The following is an 18,994-nucleotide window of genomic DNA, read 5'->3' on the forward strand; positions in this document are numbered from 1 at the left end:
GGCTACTTCTCCTGCTTCTCGTCGACGCCCGGTTCGGCGCCGCCCATGTTGTCCTTCTCGCCGTCCTGAACGGTCTCGGCGAGTCCTTGCAGTGCCGCCCAACGGATGTCGGCGACGTCGTGGTGGTGGCCCGGATTCTCGTCCAGCCTGATCCCGCATTCGGAACACAGACCGGCACAGGTCTCCTTGCACACCGGCTGCAGCGGCAGTGCGAGCACCACCGCGTCACGCAGCACAGGCTCGAGGTCGAACGAGTCGTCCTCGAGGAAAAACCTGTCCTCGTCGTCCTCGGCGTCGTCGACCGGGTCCGCGTTCCTGCTGCGGTTCCGGTCATCGGCGTCAGGGTACGAGAACATCTCCTGGAAATCCGCTTCGACCTCGAGGGTCAGCGGCTCCAGACACCTTACGCACTCCCCCTCGGCCGTCGCACGGGCGGTGCCTGTGACGAGCACCCCTTCCATGACCGATTCGAGGCGGAGGTCCAGCGCCAGGGGCGCGTTCTCCGGAACTCCGACGACCCCGTCGATGCCGAGGTCCTTCGGTGCTTCCGCCGTGCGGGTCAGCCGCTTCTGGGTACCCGGACGCCGGCCGAGCTCGCGCGTATCGAACACGAGAGGGCTGCGGTGGTCGAGGTGGCCGTTCAGGGCTTTTCCTGCTTTCGAGATCATGTGCGTGGTGCGGTTTCGGGAGGGCCACCCCTGTCCGGATGGAAAGAGGGCAGCCTGGATCGCGGACATACGCGCGACCGAACAGCCAGGATACTGGACGTACCGCCCAGCTCCCAATCCGGTACGGCCCGCTCCGGTCAGCGGCCCTGCTCGTACCGGCGCAGCTGCTCCAGGTCGATCATGCTCGTGTCGAAGAGGCTGGTCTCGTCGAGCGCGCTCTCGCCCTGCTGCGCGGGCACCTGGCCCTGCTGGGGCCAGTACTCCTGCTGCTGGTTCGGGTCGTACGCCTGCTGCTGGTACGCGTACGGGTCGGCCTGCTGCTGCGGATATCCGTAGCCGTCCTGGAGCTGTTGCTGGTCCTGGTAGCCGTACGTCTGCGCGTACTGGGGCTCGGATCCGGGCTGAGCGGAAAAGCCCGTCTGTGCGGGGTCCTGGTAGCCGGCCACCGGCGCGTAGTCCGGCTGCACGGGCTCCGTGTAGGGCTGATGGACGGGTTCGGCGTAGTCCGGCTGCCGGGGGATCTGCTGCGGCTCGGGGGTGGCGAGTTCCGCGAGGCCGGCCCAGTGGTCCTCGTCGCTGGTGTGCTGCCCGCCGCCCGCGGCGTCCTGGGCGGCCATGTGCGCGCCGAGGTCGTCGGTGGCGACCCGGCCGTGCAGCTTCTGCCGGCCCCGGCCGACGGCTTCCAGCGTCTTGGCGAGCACGGCCTCGAAGGCACCGAGCTTGGTGTCCACGTAGTCGTCCGCGCGCCGCCTGAGCGTCTCGGGGTCGGCGCTGCGCTCCGGGGCCTCGGCGAAGTCGGGGTCCTGGTAGCCCTGCTCGTCGAGGCCCTCGCCGCGTCCGAGGAGCTTCTCCCTGCCCCGGTCCACGGAGCCGATGGTCTTGGTGAGGACGACCTCGAAGTTGGCGAGCTTGCTGTCGACGTACTCGTCGGCCTCCGCGCGGACCTCGTCGGCCTCCCTGCGGGCCTCGGACAGGATCCGGTCGGCCTCCGCCTGGGAACGCTGGGCCACCTCCGTGCCCGAGATCAGGGAGCCCCTCTCGGCGCGGGCGGACTCGATGATCCGGTCGGCCTCCTGCCGGGCCTGTTCCACGAGCTGCTCATGGCCGCCGATGAGTTCCTGGGCGTGGGCGAGCGAGCCGGGCAGTGCCTCGCGCACCTCCTCCAGCAGCGCGAGCAGTTCGGCCCGGTTGACCACACAGGACGCCGACATGGGCATGGACCGGGCGTTCCCGACCGTTTCGACGATCTCGTCGAGCTTCTTCTGCACGTCCACCGTGTGCTCGCCACTCTCTGCCGCTGTTGGAGACGGACGGGACGACTGTACGGCCAGTCGCCTCCCGTCCGACACCTGGTGACGGTCGGTCAGCGCATCACTTCTCGCCGAGACGCTCCGTGAGTGCGCGGTGGACCGTGGGCGGCAGCAGGTGCGCCACGTCGCCGCCCCAGGTGGCGACCTCCTTGACCAGGGAGGACGACAGGAAGCTGTAGGTCGGGTTGGTCGGCACGAACAGCGTCTCGACACCGGAGAGGCCGTTGTTCATCTGGGCCATCTGCAGCTCGTAGTCGAAGTCGCTGACGGCCCGCAGCCCCTTCACGATCGCGGGGATGTCGCGCTGCTTGCAGAAGTCGACCAGCAGCCCGTGGAACGACTCGACCTCGACGTTGCCGAAGTCCGCCGTGACCTCGCGGATCATCTCGATCCGCTCGTCGACCGTGAACAGGCCCTTCTTGGACTGGTTGATCATCACGGCGACGTGCACGACGTCGTACAGCTTCGAGGCTCGACCGATGATGTCGAGATGTCCGTTGGTGATGGGGTCGAACGACCCCGGACAGACGGCGCGGCGCAACGTGGTTCCCTCGCTCTCCGGTGCGGTCATCGTGCGTCTTCGTACGTAGAGGCGGCGCGACCGTACCAAAGCGTGGCCTCGCCGTAGCGGCGGGCCCGTAGCGGCTCGAAACCGTCGGGCCAGCCGAATTCGCCGCCTCTCGTGCTCCGTTCCACCGTGACGAGGGCGTCGCCCGTGAGCCAGCCCTGAGCACGGAGTGTGAGCAGGATCTCCCGGAGATCGTCGTCGGTGACGGCGTACGGCGGGTCGAGGAACACCACGTCGTACGGCTCCGAGGGTGCGGGTCCCGTGACGATCTGTTCCGCCCGCCCGGCGCGGAACTCCGCACCGGGCAGACCGAGGGTCCGGATGTTCTCGCGGACCGTACGCGCCGCCTTGGCGTCGGCCTCCACGAGCAGTGCGTGGACGGCGCCGCGGGAGAGGGCTTCCAGGCCCACCGCGCCGGAGCCGGCGTACAGGTCGGCGAGGCGGATGCCGTCGATGGTGCCGAGGAGCGCGGCCCATGTGGAGAACAGGCCCTCGCGCGCACGGTCGGATGTGGGGCGGGTGCCGGTGCCGGGCGGGACGGCCAGGCGGCGTCCGCCGGCCGTGCCGGCGATCACGCGGGTCATGGGTGTCTGGTCCTCGGGTCGCGGGCGGCGCACAGGACGGGACGTGTGCCGTGCTCCCCACGATATGGCGTCCCCGGATTTCCGCCCGGTCACCCCCGTCACCCCTTGTCGAGGTACTCCTCCCGGTCCTTGTCCAGAAGTGCGTCCAGCGCGATGCGCAGCTCGGGGAGCCGGTCGAGCTGCGGGTCGTCCGCGACGACCCGGACCGCCTCCTCACGGGCCGCCGCGATGACTTCCTCGTCGTCGATGACGCTGAGCACCCGCAGGGAGGACCGGACGCCGGACTGGGCCTGGCCGAGGACGTCGCCCTCCCGCCGCTGTTCGAGGTCGATGCGGGACAGCTCGAAGCCGTCGAGGGTCGCGGCGACCGCGGAGAGCCTGGCCCGGGCTGGGCTCGCCTCGTGGGCCTCGCTGACCAGCAGGCAGAGGCCGGGGGCGCTGCCGCGGCCTACTCGGCCCCTGAGCTGGTGCAGCTGGGACACCCCGAAGCGGTCGGCGTCCATGATCACCATCGCGGTGGCGTTGGGGACGTTCACCCCGACCTCGATGACCGTGGTGGCGACGAGGACGTCGACCTGGCCGGCGGCGAAGCGCCGCATGACGTCGTCCTTGTCGTCGGGCGGCATCCTGCCGTGGAGGACCTCGATGCGCAGGCCGCTCAGCGGGCCACGGGACAGCTGGGCGGCGATGTCCAGCACGGCGAGCGGCGGGCGCTTCTCCGGGTCCTCGGCTGGGGCGGCCTGTTTCTTTGCGGCCTTGTCCTTCTTCTCCGCCGCTTCGTCCCCTTCGTCGCCGATGCGTGGGCAGACGACATAGGCCTGGTGGCCGTTCCCGACCTCCTCGCGGACCCGCTCCCAGGCGCGGTCGAGGAAGTGGGGTTTGTCCTTGGCGGGCACGACATGGCTGGCGATCGGGGAGCGTCCGGCCGGCAACTGGTCGAGCACGGAGGTCTCCAGGTCGCCGAAGACCGTCATCGCGACCGTGCGCGGAATGGGTGTGGCGGTCATGACGAGCAGGTGCGGGGGCTGTTTCCCTTTGGAGCGGAGGGCGTCGCGCTGCTCCACCCCGAACCGGTGCTGCTCGTCCACGACGACCAGGCCGAGGTCGTGGAACTTGACCTTGTCCTCGATCAGCGCGTGGGTGCCGATGACCAGTCCCGCCTCGCCCGTGACCAGATCGAGCAGTGCCTGACGGCGGGCGGCCGTGCCCATGGACCCGGTGAGCAGGACGACCTTCGTGCCCAGGTCGGAGCCGCCCAGCATTCCTCCTTCGGCCAGCTCGCCCATCATCTCGGTGATCGACCGGTGGTGCTGCTGGGCGAGCACTTCGGTCGGGGCGAGCATCGCGGCCTGGCCGCCCGCATCGACGACCCGGAGCATGGCCCGCAGGGCCACCAGCGTCTTGCCGGAGCCGACCTCGCCCTGGAGCAGGCGGTGCATCGGGTGTTCCGCCGCGAGGTCGCCGAAGATCTCCTCGGTGACCTTCTGCTGGCCCTCGGTGAGGGTGAAGGGGAGCGTGGCGTCGAAGGCGTCGAGCACTCCTGCGGACACGGGCTTCCTGGCCACCGCCGGAAGCTGCGTGTCGGCGTACCTGCGGCGGGCGAGGGCGACCTGGAGGACGAAGGCCTCGTCCCAGCGCAGCCGGTCACGCGCGGCCGCGACGTCCGCCCTGGTCTGAGGACGGTGGATCCTGAGCAGCGCCTCGGGGAGCGGGACGAAGCCCCGCCCCTCCCGCAGCGAGGGGGGAAGCGGGTCGACGGCCTCCTGGGCACTGGGCAGGACGGTGTCGACGGCTTTGGCGATCCGCCAGGAGTCGAGTTGCTTGCAGGCGGGGTAGATCGGCAGCAGCCGGCCCGCGAAGGCGTCGACGGCCTCGGTCACGTCGGCCTCCTCGTCGCTGTTCCGCGCGTCGAGGAGCTGGTACGTGGGGTGGGCGAGCTGCATCTTCCGGTTGAACACGGAGGCTTTGCCCGCGAACATGGCGCGCCGCCCGGGCAGCAGCTCCTTGTGCGGCTTGTGGACGCCGTGCCCGAAGAAGACGAGCTGGAGCCTGCCGCTGCCGTCGGTGAGGGTCACTTCGAGCCGCTTGCCCCGGCCGTTGTTGAACATCATGATCCGCGCGTCGGCGACCTGGGCCACGACCGTGACGTGCTCGTCCAGCGGGAGGTCCGTGAGCGCCGTCAGCCGGCCCCGCTCCTCGTACCGCCGCGGGTAGTGGTGGAGCAGGTCACCGACCGTGTGCAGGTCGAGGTGTTCGGCCATCACCTTCGCGGTGGCTCCGCCGAGTAGCTTCTTCAGGGGTTCATCGAAAGCGGACACGCGGTCCATTGCACACCACGGTACTGACAGATGTCGCCGGGCGCGGCGCGGGGCACGGCGTCACTCGACGCCGATGAGCAGGGGTGCGGTCTGGTGGCCGCCCCGGTAGACGACGGTGTCGACGGCCAGGTAGCCCTCGCGCACGTACGCGCTGAGGGTGTCGGCGAGGCTGTCGGGGACGTCCTCCCCCAGGACCAGGGTGACGAGTTCGCCGCCGGCCGACAGCATCCGGTCGAGGACGGTTCGGGCGGTGGCGGGCACGTCCTCGCCGATGACGGCGACGTCCCCGTCGATCAGCCCGAGGATGTCGCCGGCCTGGCAGATCCCCGCCATCGTCCACGACTGGCGCTCGGCGACGGCCAGTTCGGCGTACCGGGTGGCACCGGCCGCCGCGGTCATGGCGACGACGTCCTCGTCGAAGCCGCGGCCCGGTTCGTGGACGGCGAGGGCGGCGATGCCCTGGACGGCGGCGCGCGTGGGGACCAGGGCGACGCGGATGCCTTCGGTCCTGGCCTGTTCGGCGGCGGCCGCCGCCGTGTGGCGCAGCTGCGCGTCGTTGGGCAGCAGGACGACCTCGCGGGCGTGGGCCCGGCGGATCGCGTCGACCAGTTCGCCGCTTGCGGGCGGCTCGCCGGGGCGGGCCAGGACGGTGGTCGCACCGGCGTCGGTGCACAGGCCGGAGAGTCCGTCGCCGGGGACGACGAGGACGACCGCGCGCTGGACGGGTTCGCGGTGGGCACGGACCCGGTCGGCGGCGAAGTGCGTGATCCGGATCCGGTAGGGCCGCCCGGCCTCGACCCCGGCTTCGACGGCCGCCCCTGCGTCGTCGACGTGGACGTGGACGTTCCACAGGCCGTCGCCGCCGACCACGACGAGTGAGTCCCCGAGGGCGTCCAGCCGGGCCCGCAGCCCGGTCACGGCGTCGTCGGAGGCCTCCAGCAGGTAGATGACCTCGAAGGCGGGGCCGCCGTCCGGGTCGGCGTCGCCGCAGTCCCCGGTGCGCGGCGGGAGATCGGGGCCCTGAGGGACGGTGCGCTCCGCGGGGCGGCCGCCGACGGCTTCCAGCAGGGCTCCGAGCACGGCGACCAGGCCCTGTCCGCCCGCGTCCACGACGCCCGCCCGTCCGAGGGCGGCCAACTGGCCGGGGGTGGCGGCCAAGGCGGCCAGGGCGCCTCCGTACGACGCGTCGAGCACGTCCCTGAGGCCCGCACCGGCAGGCGCCGCCCCGGCCGCCTCGGCGGCGGCGGTGGCGACGGTCAGCACCGTGCCTTCGACGGGATGGGCGACGGCCTTGCGCGCCGCGGCGGCGGCCTCCGCGAGGGCGGTCCGCAGGTGAGGTGCGTCACCTGCCTCGGCCAGCACTCCGGCCATGCCGCGCAGCAGTTGCGCCAGGATGGTGCCGGAGTTCCCCCGGGCTCCGATGAGCGCGCCGTGCGCCATGGCCCGTACGACGTCGGCGGGGGCGGGGAGTGTGGAACCCGTCTCGTGGGCGGCGAACACCGCCTCGACCGCCGCCGCCGCCGATTCGACGGTCAGGTACAGGTTGGTGCCCGTGTCCCCGTCGGCGACGGGGTAGACGTTGATGGCGTCGATCGCCGAACGCTCCCGGCCCAGGGCCTCCAGGGCCAGCGAGCACCAGGTGCGCACCGCGACGGCGTCGAGAACGTCGTGGGACTGCGGCACCGTTGGTCCTCCTTGGGGCGGCCGTGGGGGGCTGGCTGAACCGCAGAGTAGTCCTCACCCGCAGGTCCGGCGGGCAGAGGTGCGGGGAGGAGGGCCCGGGAAGCCGTGGTAGTTTCGTATCTCCGACGCAGGCGTTGTATGCTGCTTCGGTTGCCCGACGAAAGTCGGGACATTCCTCCGGTACCGCCACTTCAGTAAAATGATTCCGGCGCGCCGGAATTCACTGTAAGTGCATCTGAAGTCTTTGGAGTGACCCGTGGCTGCCAACTGCGACGTTTGCGGCAAGGGGCCGAGCTTCGGCAACAGCATTTCGCACTCGCACCGCCGTACGTCCCGTCGCTGGAATCCCAACATCCAGCGCGTGCGTGCAGTGGTCGGTCGGACGCCGAAGCGGCTCAACGTCTGCACCTCGTGCATCAAGGCCGGCAAGGTCGCGCGCTGACGTCCCCGTCGTAGCGCAGCCTTCCGGTTGCCCAAAAAGCCGGTCCACCTCGGTGGACCGGCTTTTTGCTGTCTTCACCGTGCGGGGCGCAGCGCCCAGCCGTGATCGACGGGGCCGATGCCGCCGCCCAGCGCGAAGCCGGCCCGGATCGCGCCGGTGACGTACTCCTTCGCGCTCCGCACGGCCGTCGGCACGTCCTGGCCGCAGGCCAGTCCGCACGCGATGGCGGAGGCGAGGGTGCAGCCCGTGCCGTGGGTGTGCCGGTTGTCGTACCTCGGCGCGCGCAGCCAGTGTTCCTCGGAGCCGTCGGTCAGCAGGTCGACGGCGTCGCCGGGCAGATGACCGCCCTTGATGACGACCCAGCGGGGTCCGTACGAGAGGATCTCGGCGGCGGCTCTGCGCATTCCGGCCTCGTCGGTGACCGTGATGCCGGTGATCTGGGCCACCTCGTCGAGGTTGGGGGTGGCGACCGTGGCGACGGGCAGCAGTTTCGTGCGTACGGATTCGAGGGCCTCGGTGGCGAGCAGGGCGTCCCCGTGCTTGGAGACCCCGACGGGATCGACGACGACGGGAGCCCGTGTGCCCGCGAGGAGTCCCGCGACGGTGTCGACGAGCGCGGCCGACCCCAGCATGCCCGTCTTCACGGCCTGGACACCTATGTCGTCGACGACGCTCCGGTACTGGGCGCGCACGGCCTCCACCGGGAGTTCCCAGGCGCCTTGCACGCCCAGCGAGTTCTGGGCGGTCACGGCGGTGAGCACGCTCATCCCGTGCGTGCCGAGGGCCAGCATCGTCTTCAGGTCGGCCTGGATGCCCGCACCGCCGCCGGAATCGGATCCGGCGACGGTGAGGACACGGGGCGGTACGGCGGCGGGTGCTGTCATGCCCCGGAATCTACTGGGCGTCCTCGATGGACCCGAAATGGTCCCAGCCGCCCTTGCTGGTCCACGGGGCACCGTCGACGGTCACCTGGGGCAGCGCCGACGGGTTGAGGACCTCGCCGATCACTTTCCAGCGGGCGGGGAGCTTCACGTCCGCGGGGAACGTCGCCACGATCGCGTGGTCCTCTCCCCCGGTGAGCACCCACTGCAGGGGGTCGACCCCGACGGCTTGTCCGATGTCCGACATCTGCGAGGGGATGTCGATGAGCCCCGAGCGCAGGTCGATGCGGACCTTGCTGGCCTCCGCGATGTGCCCGAGGTCCGCGACGAGCCCGTCGCTGACGTCCGTCATGGCCGTGGCGCCCAGTCCGGCCGCCGCCGGGCCCGCGTGGTACGGCGGTTCGGGGCGCCGGTGTGCCTCGACGAAGGCGCGGGGTGAGCGGAACCCGCGGGAGAGCACGGCGAATCCGGCGGCGGACCAGCCGAGCCAGCCGGTGACGGCGACGACGTCGCCGGGCCGGGCACCGGCGCGGGTGACGGGTTCGTGGTTGCGCAGGTCGCCGAGCGCGGTGATCGCGACGGTGATGGTGTCACCGCCGACGACGTCGCCACCGACCACCGCGGCACCGGCGACCTGGCATTCGTCGCGCAGCCCGTCCATCAGCTCGGCGGCCCAGGTGACCGGGAGGTCGGAGGGTACGACGAGGCCGAGGAGCAGGGCGGTGGGCACGGCGCCCATGGCCGCGATGTCGGCGAGGTTCTGGGCGGCCGCCTTGCGGCCGACGTCGTACGCGGTGGACCAGTCGCGGCGGAAGTGCCGCCCTTCCAGCAGGATGTCCGTACTGGCCACGACCCTGCGGTCGGGAGCGGCCACGACCGCGGCGTCGTCGCCGGGTCCCAGCCGTACCGCCGGAGTGGTGGTGAGCCGGGAAGTGAGCTCTCTGATGAGCCCGAACTCCCCCAACTCGCCCACGGTTCCCTTCACCGAGTCTCACCTCTCATGTATCGCACCGGACACCTGTCCGTGCTGCTTCAGCGGCCGGAGGTCCGGGCCGTGGACGAACGGCCCGGGGGCACCGGCGGCCCCGGGTCGTGCGGGCGTCACCGTCCCCCTTCCGCCCCGGTGGGCTTGCGGTCGCGAGCCCCAACTGCTGTCGGTACCGTCAAGAGATACGTCAACTTCTGTGGTGCGTACGCCACGCTGTGGGCGTCAACCGGCCCGTGGGTCTCCCCGCGGCCCGCGGCGACGCGATAACGTGGCGTCCCTTTCCCCCACATGATCCTCGTGGCCGCCCTGGAGGTTCCGTGGTACAGGCGTACATCCTCATCCAGACCGAGGTGGGCAAGGCGTCGATCGTCGCCGAGACCATCGCAAAACTTCCGGGAGTGATTCAGGCAGAGGACGTCACAGGCCCCTACGACGTGATCGTGCGCGCACAGGCCGACACGGTCGACGCGCTCGGCCGCATGGTGGTCGCCAAGGTCCAGCAGGTGGACGGCATCACGAGAACCCTGACCTGCCCGGTCGTCCACCTCTGACCCCTGTCTACGCTGGCCCGGTGACCCGCACCCGCCGCCCGCTTCCCGGACCCCGTGTTCTCTCCGTGTCCGCCGCCCTGTTCGTCCTGGCCGCGGCGGGCTGTTCCGCCGGCGGTTCCCAGCCGTCCGTGGCGGTACCCACTCCGTCGTCGGAGGCAGCCGGGTACTGCGAGGCACTGCACGGGGAACTGCCGGAGACGGTCGCCGGTCTGGAACGGAGCGACCCCTCACCGGAGTCGGATCTGACCGCCGGCTGGGGGGACGGGGCGATCGTACTGCGCTGCGGTGTCCCCCGGCCCGCGAGGATGGACGATTCCCAGTCGAAGGCGGTGGAGGCGGACGGCGTCAACTGGCTGCTGGAGCAGCGCGAGGGCGACGGCCCGCGGTTCACGACCACCTATCGCAAGGCGTACGTCGAGGTGACGCTCGGGCCGAAGTACGCGCACGACGCCACCCCGCTGTCGGCGTTCGCGGCGCCGGTCGCGAAGACGGTGCCCGGCAGCCTCTGAGGGCTTCGAGGGCCGTCCCCCGGCGGGGCGGCCCTCGTACGGCTCAGCGCAGGCCGGTGGGGCGGTTCAGCGCGGCCTGGATCAGCCGGTCGACCAGTTCCCCGTAGCTCACACCGCTCTCCTGCCACATGCGCGGGTACATGGAGATCGGGGTGAATCCCGGCATGGTGTTGATCTCGTTGATGACGAACGTGCCGTCCTCCGTGAGGAAGAAGTCGGCGCGCACCAGTCCCTCGCAGGACACGGCCTCGAAGGCGTCCACGGCGAGCCGCCGGACCTCGGCTGTCTGCTCCTCGGTGAGCGGCGCGGGCACCAGCCCGGCCGCCGAGTCGATGTACTTGGCCTCGAAGTCGTAGAAGTCGTGCGCGGTGACCGGCGGGATCTCGGCGGGCACGCTCGCGCGCGGTCCGTCCTCGAACTCCAGGACACCGCATTCGATCTCGCGGCCGCGCAGCAGGGACTCCACCAGGAACTTGGGGTCGTGCCGGCGGGCCTCCTCGATCGCCTCGTCGAGTCCGGAGGGGTCGTCGACCTTGGTGATGCCCATGGAGGAACCGCCGCGGGCGGGCTTCACGAAGAGCGGCCAGCCGTGTTCGGCGGCGAACTCCATGATGCGCTTGCGGGCGGCGGGCCGGTCGGACTCCCACTCCCGGGGGCGGACGACCTCGTACGGCCCGACCGGCAGCCCGAAGGAGGTGAACACCCGCTTCATGTACTCCTTGTCCTGGCCGACGGCCGAGGCCAGGACACCGGCGCCGACATACGGCACCCCGGAGAGCTCCAGAAGGCCCTGGAGCGTGCCGTCCTCGCCGTACGGGCCGTGGAGCATGGGGAAGACCACGTCGACCTCGCCGAGCGCCGTGGGGACCGCGCCGGGTTCGCCGACGACGACGTCACGGTTGCCGGGGTCGACGGAGAGCGTCACCGCTCCGCGGGCGGACTCGGCCAGCTGGTCCACGTCGGGGACCTGCCGGTTGGTGATGGCCATCCGGGCCGGGTCGTCGGACGTGAGGGCCCAACGTCCGTCCCTGGTGATGCCGATCGGCAGGACGTCGTACTTCGTCCGGTCGATGGCGCTCATGATGGCGCCCGCCGTGACGACCGAGATGCCGTGTTCGGAACTCCGGCCGCCGAACACGACGGCCACGCGCGGCTTGCGGCCCTGCTCGGAGCTCTGCTCGGGGCCGAGGGGGCTCTCGGTGCTCTGGGGGAGGTTCTGGCTGCTCATATCGCGATGAGCGTACCTGCTGGTAGAGCCCGAGTCAGCGCCGCTCGGGCTTGGCGCTGCGCGACATCAGCTCCTTCAGCGCGACCACCGGGGGCTTGCCCTCGTGGACGATGCCGACGACCGTCTCGGTGATCGGCATGTCGACACCGTGCCTGCGCGCCAGATCGAGCACCGATTCGCAGGACTTGACGCCCTCGGCGGTCTGCTTGGTGACGGCCACGGTCTCCTGGAGCGTCATCCCGCGGCCGAGGTTGGTTCCGAAGGTGTGGTTGCGCGACAGCGGGGACGAGCAGGTCGCCACGAGGTCACCGAGTCCGGCGAGTCCGGAGAAGGTCAGCGGGTCGGCGCCCATGGCGATGCCCAGGCGGGTGGTCTCCGCGAGGCCCCTGGTGATGAGCGAGCCCTTGGTGTTGTCGCCCAGGCCCATGCCGTCGGCGATGCCCACGGCGAGGCCGATGACGTTCTTCACGGCGCCGCCGAGTTCGCAGCCCACCACGTCGGTGTTGGTGTACGGCCGGAAGTACGGGGTGTGGCAGGCGGTCTGGAGGCGCTGGGCCACGCTCTCGTCCGCGCAGGCGACGACGGCCGCCGCGGGGCGGCGCTCGGCGATCTCCTTGGCGAGGTTGGGGCCGGTGACGACGGCGATGCGGTCGGCGGTCACCTTCGTGACGTCCTCGATGACCTCGCTCATCCGCTTGGCGGTGCCGAGTTCGACGCCCTTCATGAGGGAGACGAGGACCGTGTCCGGCTCCAGGTGCGGGGCCCAGTCCGCGAGGTTGGCGCGCAGCGTCTGGGAGGGCACCACCAGGACGGCGAAGTCGGCGCCGCGCAGCGCCTCCGCCGCGTCCGTGGTGGCCCGGATCGAGGCGGGGAGCTCGATTCCCGGCAGGTACCCGGGGTTGGTGCGGGTGGTGTTGACCGCTTCGGCGACCTCTGCCCGGCGCCCCCAGAGGGTGACCTCGCAGCCCGCGTCGGCGAGGATCATGGCGAAGGCCGTACCCCATGAGCCGGTTCCGAAGACGGCCGCCTTGGCGGGGTGCGTCACGTGGATCCCTTTCCCTCTGCCTTGCGCCGCTGTTCAGCACGGGCCTTGCGGTGATCGTAGAGCTCGGTGGGCGCCTTCTCGCCGCGCAGGTCCTCGAGCTGGGCGGTGATCGCGGCCATGATGGTCTCGGTCGCCCGGCGCAGCACCTCGGGCGTCGGGTCGAGGCCGTAGTAGCTCGACAGGTCGACGGGCGGTCCCGCCTGTACCCGGAGGGTCTTGCGCGGGAACAGCCGGAGCTTGTTCTCCTTGGCGTACGGCGGCATCGCGAGGTTGGCGCCCCACTGGGCGACGGGGATGACGGGGGCCTTGGTCATCAGCGCGACGCGGGCGGCGCCGGTCTTGCCGACCATCGGCCACATGTCGGGGTCGCGGGTAAGCGTGCCCTCCGGGTAGAAGGCGACGCATTCACCGCGCTCGACGGCCTCGACGGCGGCCCGGAAGGCGTCGAGCGCGTTGGTCGTCTCGCGGTAGACGGGGATCTGTCCTGTGCCGCGCAGCATCATGCCGACGAACGGGGTCCTGAACAGTCCGGCCTTGGCGAGCAGCCGCGGCACGCGTCCGGTGTTGTACTGGTAGTGCGCGTAGGACAGCGGGTCCAGATACGAGTTGTGGTTGACCGCGGTGAGGAATCCGCCCTCGGCCGGAATGTGTTCCATCCCCCGCCAGTCCCGCTTGAACAGAACCACCAGGGGCGGTTTCGCGATCACCGCAGCCAGGCGGTACCAGAAGCCGATTCTGCGGCGGGACACTCGGAGGCCTTCCTCTAGGACTACTGAGCTGCTGCGCGGCTCGCGGCGATGCTCACTGCCCCGGGCCCCTGCGTGTGGGGAACACGGTACGCCTCACGCGTGGGGGCGGACCGCCGGGTTGTCGTACCGGCAGGCGAGAATAAATGCTGATGCCTCACGAGGGGGAGATCGCCACGAACACCGACCCGACCGGCCCCTGGTCCCTGGTCGTCCCGTTGAAGCCGCTGGCCAGGGCCAAGAGCAGGCTGGGGCGCGCGGTGGGCGGGGAGCTGCGGCCCCGCCTGGCCCTGGCGTTCGCGCAGGACACCGTCGCGGCGGCGCTGGCCTGCCCCGCGGTGCGTGATGTGGTGGTCGTCACGGACGATCCGGTGGCCGGTGCGGCGCTGTCGGCCCTCGGTGCCCGCACGGTGGCCGACACCCCTGCCGCGGGGCTCAACGCGGCGCTGGAACACGGTGCCCGGTCGGTGCGCAGGTGTGGACGCGGCGCGGCGGTGGCGGCGCTCAATGCGGATCTCCCCGCACTCCGTCCGCACGAATTGGCTCGCGTGCTCGATTTCGCGACGGCATTTCCCCGCGCATTTGTCGCCGATGCCCAGGGAATCGGAACGACATTTCTTTCCGCCGCACCCGGAGTGGAATTGCGCCCGGCCTTCGGCGGTTCGTCGAGGGCGCGGCATCTCGCTTCCGGCGCGGTGGAGATCACACCGTCCGGCCTCCATTCGGTCCGCCGGGACGTGGACACGGGCGAAGACCTGCGGGCGGCGCTCGCGCTGGGCGTCGGGCGGTTCACCGCGGTTCTGACGGCCCCTGTGGCGCCTGCCGCGGACCGATAGGCTGCCGGTCATGCAGGCGACTTCGTTCACGTACGACCCGGGGACCCGCAGCGGCAGCGTGCTCCTCGACGACGGCACACCGGTGGATTTCGACGCTCCGGCGTTCGACGCGGGAGGGCTGCGGCTGCTCCGTCCGGGGCAGCGGGTACGGATCGAGACCGAGGGCGAGGGCACGTCGCTGCGCATCACCCTCGTGACGCTGCAGACGCTCTGAACGGCCTCCGGACAGCCCGCGGGCCGGGCTCCCCGAGGGGAGCCCGGCCCGGCGCGTGTGAGGAACGAGCGGTGCCCGGTCTCACTTCTTGCGTGCGGTGACCTTCTTGGCTGTGGTCTTGCGTGCCGTGGTCTTCTTCGCGGGCGCCTTCTTCGCCGTGGTCTTCTTGGCGGGCGCTGTCTTGGCCGCTACGGCCTTCTTCGTGGCGGTGGCCTTCTTCGCCGGCGTCGCCTTCTTCGCCGCCGCCGTGGTCTTCTTCGCGGCCGCCGTGGTGGTCTTCTTCGCCGGCGTCGCCGTCTTCGCGGCTGCCGTGGTCTTCTTCGCGGCCGCCGTGGTCTTGCGGGCCGTGGCCTTCTTGGCGGTGGCCTTCTTCGCAGCGGCCTTCGCCGTCGTGCGGGTGGAAGAACCGCCCGAGAGGCTGCCCTTGGGGGCCTTCTTGACGGAGACCTCGCCACCCTTGGGGAGCTTCTTGGAGCCGCTCACCAGGTCCTTGAAGCCCTGTCCCGCACGGAAGCGGGGCACCGAGGTCTTCTTGACCCGGACGCGCTCACCCGTCTGCGGGTTGCGGGCGTAGCGGGCGGGGCGGTCGACCTTCTCGAACGAACCGAAACCGGTGACCGAGACACGGTCGCCGCCGACGACCGCACGGACGATCGCATCGAGTACCACGTCGACCGCGTCAGCGGCCTGCTGGCGGCCGCCGACCTTGTCGGCAATCGCTTCTACGAGCTGCGCCTTGTTCACGTCTTCCCCTTCGGAGACATTGCCCGAACGAAACTGTTCAGGCTTTTTCGCACGTTAGGCAGATATATACCGCAAATCAAACACGAAACGGGCTAATCACCCTAGTGCCGCAACGAAGTCGACCGCTGCGCTGTCCGCAGAGTCAGTCACCTTCGGGGAATCGGCCCTCATCGAGGTCCTTCATCAACCGGTCCAGACGCCGTGCCGCGCCTGGGAGATCGTGCTTAGCCGCGGCCGTGACGACCATCAGCTTCCGGGACAGCGCCATCCTTACGCCCTCCGGGACTTGCAGTGCGCGCACCTTTGCGTGCGCTTCCTTCAATCGGTCGGCGACGTGGCCATAGAGCTCGAGTTGGCTGTCGCGTTCCATGCACCGATTGTGCCATCTGGGGCGAGTTGTCGCCCGAGGGGGTCTCAACAAGCGACTGCGCCCCCTGTCCGAGGACAGGGGGCGCAGTTCGGGAAAAGCGCTGCTCAGACGTCAATCGTGCGCGGCTTGTGGGACGGACGGGCCGCCTCGTAAGTCGCAATGTCCGCTTCGTTCTGAAGGGTGAGGCTGATGTCGTCCAGCCCGTTCAGCAGCCGCCAGCGGGCGTTCTCGTCGAGCTCGAAGTCGGCCGTGATGCCCTCGGCGAGCACCTGGCGCTTCTCCAGGTCGACGGTCACCTCGGCCGTCGGATCGGCCTCGGCCAGCTCCCAGATGCTGTCCACGACCGCCTGGTCGAGGACGACGGTCAGGAGACCGTTCTTCAGGGAGTTGCCGCGGAAGATATCGGCGAACCGGGAGGAGATGACGGCCTTGAAACCGTAGTTCTGCAGGGCCCAGACCGCGTGCTCACGGGACGAGCCCGTGCCGAAGTCGGGACCCGCGACCAGGACCGAGGCACCCTTGCGCTCGGGGCGGTTGAGGACGAAGTCCCCGTCCTTGCGCCAGGCCTCGAAGAGTCCGTCCTCGAAGCCGTCGCGGGTGACCTTCTTCAGCCAGTGGGCCGGGATGATCTGGTCGGTGTCGACGTTGCTGCGCCGCAGCGGGACGACCCGGCCGGTGTGTGCGGTGAATGCTTCCATGACTCTCAGACTCCGGCGGGCGTACGGACGTCGGACAGATCGGCGGGCGAGGCCAGGTGGCCCAGCACCGCGGTCGCGGCGGCGACCTGCGGGGAGACCAGGTGGGTGCGGCCGCCCTTGCCCTGCCTGCCCTCGAAGTTCCGGTTCGAGGTGGAGGCGGAGCGCTCGCCGGGGGCCAGCTGGTCGGGGTTCATGCCGAGGCACATCGAACAGCCCGCGTGCCGCCATTCGGCGCCGGCGGCGGTGAAGACCTTGTCCAGGCCCTCTTCCACGGCCTGCAGGGCGACCCGGACGGAACCCGGGACGACCAGCATCCGTACGCCGTCGGCGACTTTGCGGCCGTCCATGATCGAGGCCGCGTTGCGCAGGTCCTCGATACGCCCGTTGGTGCACGAACCTACGAACACGGTGTCCACGCTGATCTCGCGCAGCGGCTGGCCCGCGGTCAACCCCATGTACTCAAGGGCCTTTTCGGCGGCGTGGCGCTCCGAGGCGTCCTCGTACGAAGCGGGGTCGGGGACGGCGGCGGACAGGGGCGCACCCTGGCCCGGGTTGGTGCCCCAGGTGACGAACGGCGCGAGCGACGGGCCGTCGATGACGACCTCGGCGTCGAAGACGGCGTCGTCGTCGGTGCGCAGCGTCTTCCAGTACTCCACCGCCGCGTCCCACTCCTCGCCCTCGGGCGCGTGGTCACGGCCTCGCAGGTAGTCGAAGGTGGTCTCGTCCGGCGCGATCATCCCGGCGCGGGCACCGGCCTCGATCGACATGTTGCAGATCGTCATCCGGGCCTCCATCGAGAGCTTCTCGATGGCGGAACCGCGGTATTCGAGGATGTAGCCCTGGCCGCCGCCGGTGCCGATCCGGGCGATGATGGCCAGGATCAGGTCCTTGGCGGTGACACTGTCGGGGAGTTCGCCCTCCACGGTGATCGCCATCGTGCGGGGGCGGGCCAGGGGCAGCGTCTGGGTGGCCAGGACGTGCTCGACCTGGCTGGTGCCGATACCGAAGGCCAGCGCGCCGAACGCGCCGTGGGTGGAGGTGTGCGAGTCACCGCAGACGACCGTGGTGCCCGGCTGGGTCAGGCCCAGCTGCGGGCCGACCACGTGTACGACGCCCTGCTCGACGTCTCCCAGCGGGTGCAGCCGGACTCCGAAGTCCGCGCAGTTCTTGCGGAGGGTCTCCAGCTGGGCACGCGAGACGGGGTCGGCGATCGGCTTGTCGATGTCGAGGGTCGGGGTGTTGTGGTCCTCGGTGGCGATGGTGAGGTCGAGACGCCGGACCGGGCGGCCGGCCTGGCGCAGACCGTCGAACGCCTGCGGGCTGGTCACCTCGTGCAGCAGGTGCAGATCGATGAAGAGAAGGTCGGGCTCGCCATCGGCGCGCCGGACGACGTGGTCGTCCCAGACCTTCTCCGCGAGTGTCCTACCCATCGCTTTCCCTTCGGCCGGCGTCTTCGCCGGCCCAACTAGAGATTCGGGTGCCGCCGTCCGGACCCCCGAGCGGGGCGGTGGCTGCGGGCCCCGGTAAGGCCGCTCCTACAGGTTCGCAACTTCCGGGGAAAATTGAACTTGCGTTTCACAGAGTGAGACGCGAGTATCGTCGTATGGACAACTCTAGCGGCGTCGGCGTTCTCGACAAGGCAGCTCTGGTATTGAGCGCCCTGGAGTCCGGTCCGGCCACCCTCGCCGGGCTGGTCGCGGCGACAGGGCTCGCAAGGCCTACGGCACACAGACTTGCCGTGGCACTCGAACACCACCGCATGGTGGCGAGGGACATGCAGGGCCGTTTCATTCTCGGCCCCCGGCTGTCGGAGCTCGCGGCCGCGGCCGGCGAGGACCGCCTCCTGGCGACGGCCGGACCCGTACTCACGCATCTGCGCGACATCACCGGCGAGAGCGCGCAGCTCTACCGCCGACAGGGCGACATGCGGATCTGCGTGGCCGCCGCGGAGCGGTTGTCCGGCCTGCGGGACACGGTGCCGGTCGGCTCCACGCTCACCATGAAGGCGGGCTCGTCCGCGCAGATCCTGATGGCCTGGGAGGAGCCGGAGCGCCTGCACCGGGGCCTGCAGGGCGCCCGCTTCACCGCGACCGCCCTTTCGGGAGTGCGCCGACGCGGCTGGGCCCAGTCCATCGGCGAGCGCGAGCCGGGCGTCGCCTCCGTCTCGGCCCCGGTACGCGGCCCGTCGAACCGGGTGGTCGCCGCGGTGTCCGTCTCCGGGCCGATCGAGCGCCTCACCCGTCATCCGGGGCGGATGCACGCCCAGGCGGTCATCGACTCGGCCGCACGGCTGAGCGAGGCCCTGCGCCGCACGGGCTGAGACCTTTCGGCTCCTGGTTCTCCTCCCCCAGGCCGCCCCAGCGCCGTGGCGGCCCCCTTCACCCCGGTGCTTCATCCCGGCCCCCTCCGGCGCCCCCTCCCGGAGTCAGCGGCATCCGCCGCCCTGCGCTCCGCGCACGAGGTGGCGGGAACTCCGCATCCCCTCTCCCCCGGCAGCACGCCGGCCGGTGAGCGGCGTGCACGCGCGCGGACCGTGCGGTTCGGCGATGGAGCACGGCGAACTCTCCCCCGCGCGCCGCTCGTTGGTCACCCCCGCGACGGTCCTCGTCCG

The 18,994-nt window shown here is 70.7% G+C and carries 21 protein-coding genes; 6 read left to right on the plus strand and 15 right to left on the minus strand.

Annotated features, from left to right (window positions below):
- Positions 1–2: 2 nt before the first annotated feature.
- From OG206_RS09055 to OG206_RS09080, 6 genes are all read right to left on the minus strand, one after another.
- A complete protein-coding gene (locus tag OG206_RS09055) occupies positions 3–668 on the minus strand; it encodes a YceD family protein (RefSeq protein WP_327114086.1) in 666 nt (221 codons plus the stop codon).
- 137 nt (positions 669–805) lie between these two features.
- Complete coding sequence (locus OG206_RS09060) at positions 806–1,942, minus strand: ATP synthase F0 subunit B (protein WP_327114088.1); 1,137 nt, start codon at positions 1,940–1,942, stop codon at positions 806–808.
- A 97-nt stretch (positions 1,943–2,039) separates the two neighbouring features.
- Positions 2,040–2,519, minus strand: a complete 480-nt coding sequence (gene coaD / locus OG206_RS09065; protein ID WP_327122219.1) for a pantetheine-phosphate adenylyltransferase — start codon at positions 2,517–2,519, stop codon at positions 2,040–2,042.
- 26 nt (positions 2,520–2,545) lie between these two features.
- The gene (gene rsmD / locus OG206_RS09070; protein WP_327114090.1) at positions 2,546–3,130 is read right to left on the minus strand and encodes a 16S rRNA (guanine(966)-N(2))-methyltransferase RsmD; all 585 of its coding nucleotides are present in this window, start codon (positions 3,128–3,130) and stop codon (positions 2,546–2,548) included.
- Positions 3,131–3,228: 98 nt separating this feature from the next.
- A complete protein-coding gene (gene recG / locus OG206_RS09075) occupies positions 3,229–5,457 on the minus strand; it encodes an ATP-dependent DNA helicase RecG (protein ID WP_327114092.1) in 2,229 nt (742 codons plus the stop codon).
- A gap of 51 nt (positions 5,458–5,508) precedes the next feature.
- On the minus strand, positions 5,509–7,131 hold the full coding sequence (locus OG206_RS09080; protein ID WP_327114094.1) for a DAK2 domain-containing protein: 1,623 nt from the start codon (positions 7,129–7,131) through the stop codon (positions 5,509–5,511).
- Between the two features lie 256 nt (positions 7,132–7,387).
- On the opposite strand from OG206_RS09080, the gene rpmB reads away from it, so the two are divergent.
- Positions 7,388–7,573, plus strand: coding sequence for a 50S ribosomal protein L28 (rpmB, locus tag OG206_RS09085; RefSeq protein ID WP_003965989.1), 186 nt, complete (start codon positions 7,388–7,390; stop codon positions 7,571–7,573).
- A gap of 74 nt (positions 7,574–7,647) precedes the next feature.
- Here the strand turns inward: rpmB and thiD are convergent, their stop codons facing one another.
- A complete protein-coding gene (gene thiD, locus OG206_RS09090) occupies positions 7,648–8,457 on the minus strand; it encodes a bifunctional hydroxymethylpyrimidine kinase/phosphomethylpyrimidine kinase (RefSeq protein ID WP_327114098.1) in 810 nt (269 codons plus the stop codon).
- A 10-nt stretch (positions 8,458–8,467) separates the two neighbouring features.
- Entirely contained in the window at positions 8,468–9,439 is a 972-nt protein-coding gene (locus OG206_RS09095) for a thiamine-phosphate kinase (protein WP_327114100.1), read from the minus strand.
- A 320-nt stretch (positions 9,440–9,759) separates the two neighbouring features.
- On the opposite strand from OG206_RS09095, the gene OG206_RS09100 reads away from it, so the two are divergent.
- Together OG206_RS09100 and OG206_RS09105 are read left to right on the plus strand one after the other, a co-directional pair.
- The gene (locus tag OG206_RS09100; RefSeq protein ID WP_056791028.1) at positions 9,760–9,993 is read left to right on the plus strand and encodes an Lrp/AsnC family transcriptional regulator; all 234 of its coding nucleotides are present in this window, start codon (positions 9,760–9,762) and stop codon (positions 9,991–9,993) included.
- A gap of 20 nt (positions 9,994–10,013) precedes the next feature.
- Entirely contained in the window at positions 10,014–10,502 is a 489-nt protein-coding gene (locus tag OG206_RS09105; protein WP_327114104.1) for a DUF3515 domain-containing protein, read from the plus strand.
- Positions 10,503–10,545: 43 nt separating this feature from the next.
- Here the strand turns inward: OG206_RS09105 and OG206_RS09110 are convergent, their stop codons facing one another.
- The 3 genes from OG206_RS09110 to OG206_RS09120 are packed head-to-tail and all read right to left on the minus strand — an operon-like array spanning position 10,546 to position 13,524.
- Positions 10,546–11,730, minus strand: a complete 1,185-nt coding sequence (locus tag OG206_RS09110; RefSeq protein WP_327114106.1) for a D-alanine--D-alanine ligase family protein — start codon at positions 11,728–11,730, stop codon at positions 10,546–10,548.
- A 34-nt stretch (positions 11,731–11,764) separates the two neighbouring features.
- Entirely contained in the window at positions 11,765–12,775 is a 1,011-nt protein-coding gene (locus OG206_RS09115; protein WP_327114108.1) for an NAD(P)H-dependent glycerol-3-phosphate dehydrogenase, read from the minus strand.
- The gene (locus tag OG206_RS09120; RefSeq protein ID WP_327114110.1) at positions 12,772–13,524 is read right to left on the minus strand and encodes a lysophospholipid acyltransferase family protein; all 753 of its coding nucleotides are present in this window, start codon (positions 13,522–13,524) and stop codon (positions 12,772–12,774) included. Before OG206_RS09120 ends, OG206_RS09115 begins: the two co-directional genes overlap by 4 nt.
- A 149-nt stretch (positions 13,525–13,673) precedes the next feature.
- On the opposite strand from OG206_RS09120, the gene cofC reads away from it, so the two are divergent.
- Both cofC and OG206_RS09130 read left to right on the plus strand, forming a co-directional pair.
- Positions 13,674–14,357, plus strand: coding sequence for a 2-phospho-L-lactate guanylyltransferase (gene cofC, locus OG206_RS09125; protein WP_327114112.1), 684 nt, complete (start codon positions 13,674–13,676; stop codon positions 14,355–14,357).
- Between the two features lie 10 nt (positions 14,358–14,367).
- Positions 14,368–14,571 carry a hypothetical protein gene (locus OG206_RS09130; protein WP_327114114.1) on the plus strand — a complete coding sequence of 68 codons (204 nt, stop codon included), beginning with the start codon at positions 14,368–14,370 and terminating at the stop codon, positions 14,569–14,571.
- Between the two features lie 81 nt (positions 14,572–14,652).
- Here OG206_RS09130 and OG206_RS09135 read toward each other — a convergent pair whose 3' ends face one another.
- The 4 genes from OG206_RS09135 to leuC all read right to left on the minus strand — a co-directional run bounded on the left by OG206_RS09135 (position 14,653) and on the right by leuC (position 17,813).
- Positions 14,653–15,315, minus strand: coding sequence for an HU family DNA-binding protein (locus OG206_RS09135; protein WP_327114116.1), 663 nt, complete (start codon positions 15,313–15,315; stop codon positions 14,653–14,655).
- A gap of 142 nt (positions 15,316–15,457) precedes the next feature.
- Positions 15,458–15,685, minus strand: a complete 228-nt coding sequence (locus OG206_RS09140; protein WP_327114118.1) for a hypothetical protein — start codon at positions 15,683–15,685, stop codon at positions 15,458–15,460.
- 104 nt (positions 15,686–15,789) lie between these two features.
- Positions 15,790–16,383, minus strand: coding sequence for a 3-isopropylmalate dehydratase small subunit (leuD, locus tag OG206_RS09145; RefSeq protein ID WP_327114120.1), 594 nt, complete (start codon positions 16,381–16,383; stop codon positions 15,790–15,792).
- Positions 16,384–16,388: 5 nt separating this feature from the next.
- Positions 16,389–17,813: a 3-isopropylmalate dehydratase large subunit gene (leuC, locus tag OG206_RS09150; protein ID WP_327114122.1), complete on the minus strand. Its 1,425-nt coding sequence runs from the start codon at positions 17,811–17,813 to the stop codon at positions 16,389–16,391.
- Between the two features lie 173 nt (positions 17,814–17,986).
- On the opposite strand from leuC, the gene ndgR reads away from it, so the two are divergent.
- On the plus strand, positions 17,987–18,703 hold the full coding sequence (gene ndgR / locus OG206_RS09155; RefSeq protein WP_003966003.1) for an IclR family transcriptional regulator NdgR: 717 nt from the start codon (positions 17,987–17,989) through the stop codon (positions 18,701–18,703).
- Positions 18,704–18,994 lie beyond the last annotated feature (291 nt).

Origin of the sequence: Streptomyces sp. NBC_01341, assembly GCF_035946055.1 — a bacterium.
In the GTDB taxonomy this organism is placed as follows: domain Bacteria; phylum Actinomycetota; class Actinomycetes; order Streptomycetales; family Streptomycetaceae; genus Streptomyces.

Coding starts and splice junctions, on each gene's coding strand:
- rsmD (WP_327114090.1), bottom strand. CDS start 3,130: ATGACCCGCGTGATCGCCGGCACGGCCGGCGGACGCCGCCTGGCCGTC.
- cofC (WP_327114112.1), top strand. CDS start 13,674: ATGCCTCACGAGGGGGAGATCGCCACGAACACCGACCCGACCGGCCCC.
- OG206_RS09110 (WP_327114106.1), bottom strand. CDS start 11,730: ATGAGCAGCCAGAACCTCCCCCAGAGCACCGAGAGCCCCCTCGGCCCC.
- recG (WP_327114092.1), bottom strand. CDS start 5,457: ATGGACCGCGTGTCCGCTTTCGATGAACCCCTGAAGAAGCTACTCGGC.
- leuC (WP_327114122.1), bottom strand. CDS start 17,813: ATGGGTAGGACACTCGCGGAGAAGGTCTGGGACGACCACGTCGTCCGG.
- OG206_RS09055 (WP_327114086.1), bottom strand. CDS start 668: ATGATCTCGAAAGCAGGAAAAGCCCTGAACGGCCACCTCGACCACCGC.
- OG206_RS09130 (WP_327114114.1), top strand. CDS start 14,368: ATGCAGGCGACTTCGTTCACGTACGACCCGGGGACCCGCAGCGGCAGC.
- OG206_RS09140 (WP_327114118.1), bottom strand. CDS start 15,685: ATGGAACGCGACAGCCAACTCGAGCTCTATGGCCACGTCGCCGACCGA.
- ndgR (WP_003966003.1), top strand. CDS start 17,987: ATGGACAACTCTAGCGGCGTCGGCGTTCTCGACAAGGCAGCTCTGGTA.
- thiD (WP_327114098.1), bottom strand. CDS start 8,457: ATGACAGCACCCGCCGCCGTACCGCCCCGTGTCCTCACCGTCGCCGGA.
- leuD (WP_327114120.1), bottom strand. CDS start 16,383: ATGGAAGCATTCACCGCACACACCGGCCGGGTCGTCCCGCTGCGGCGC.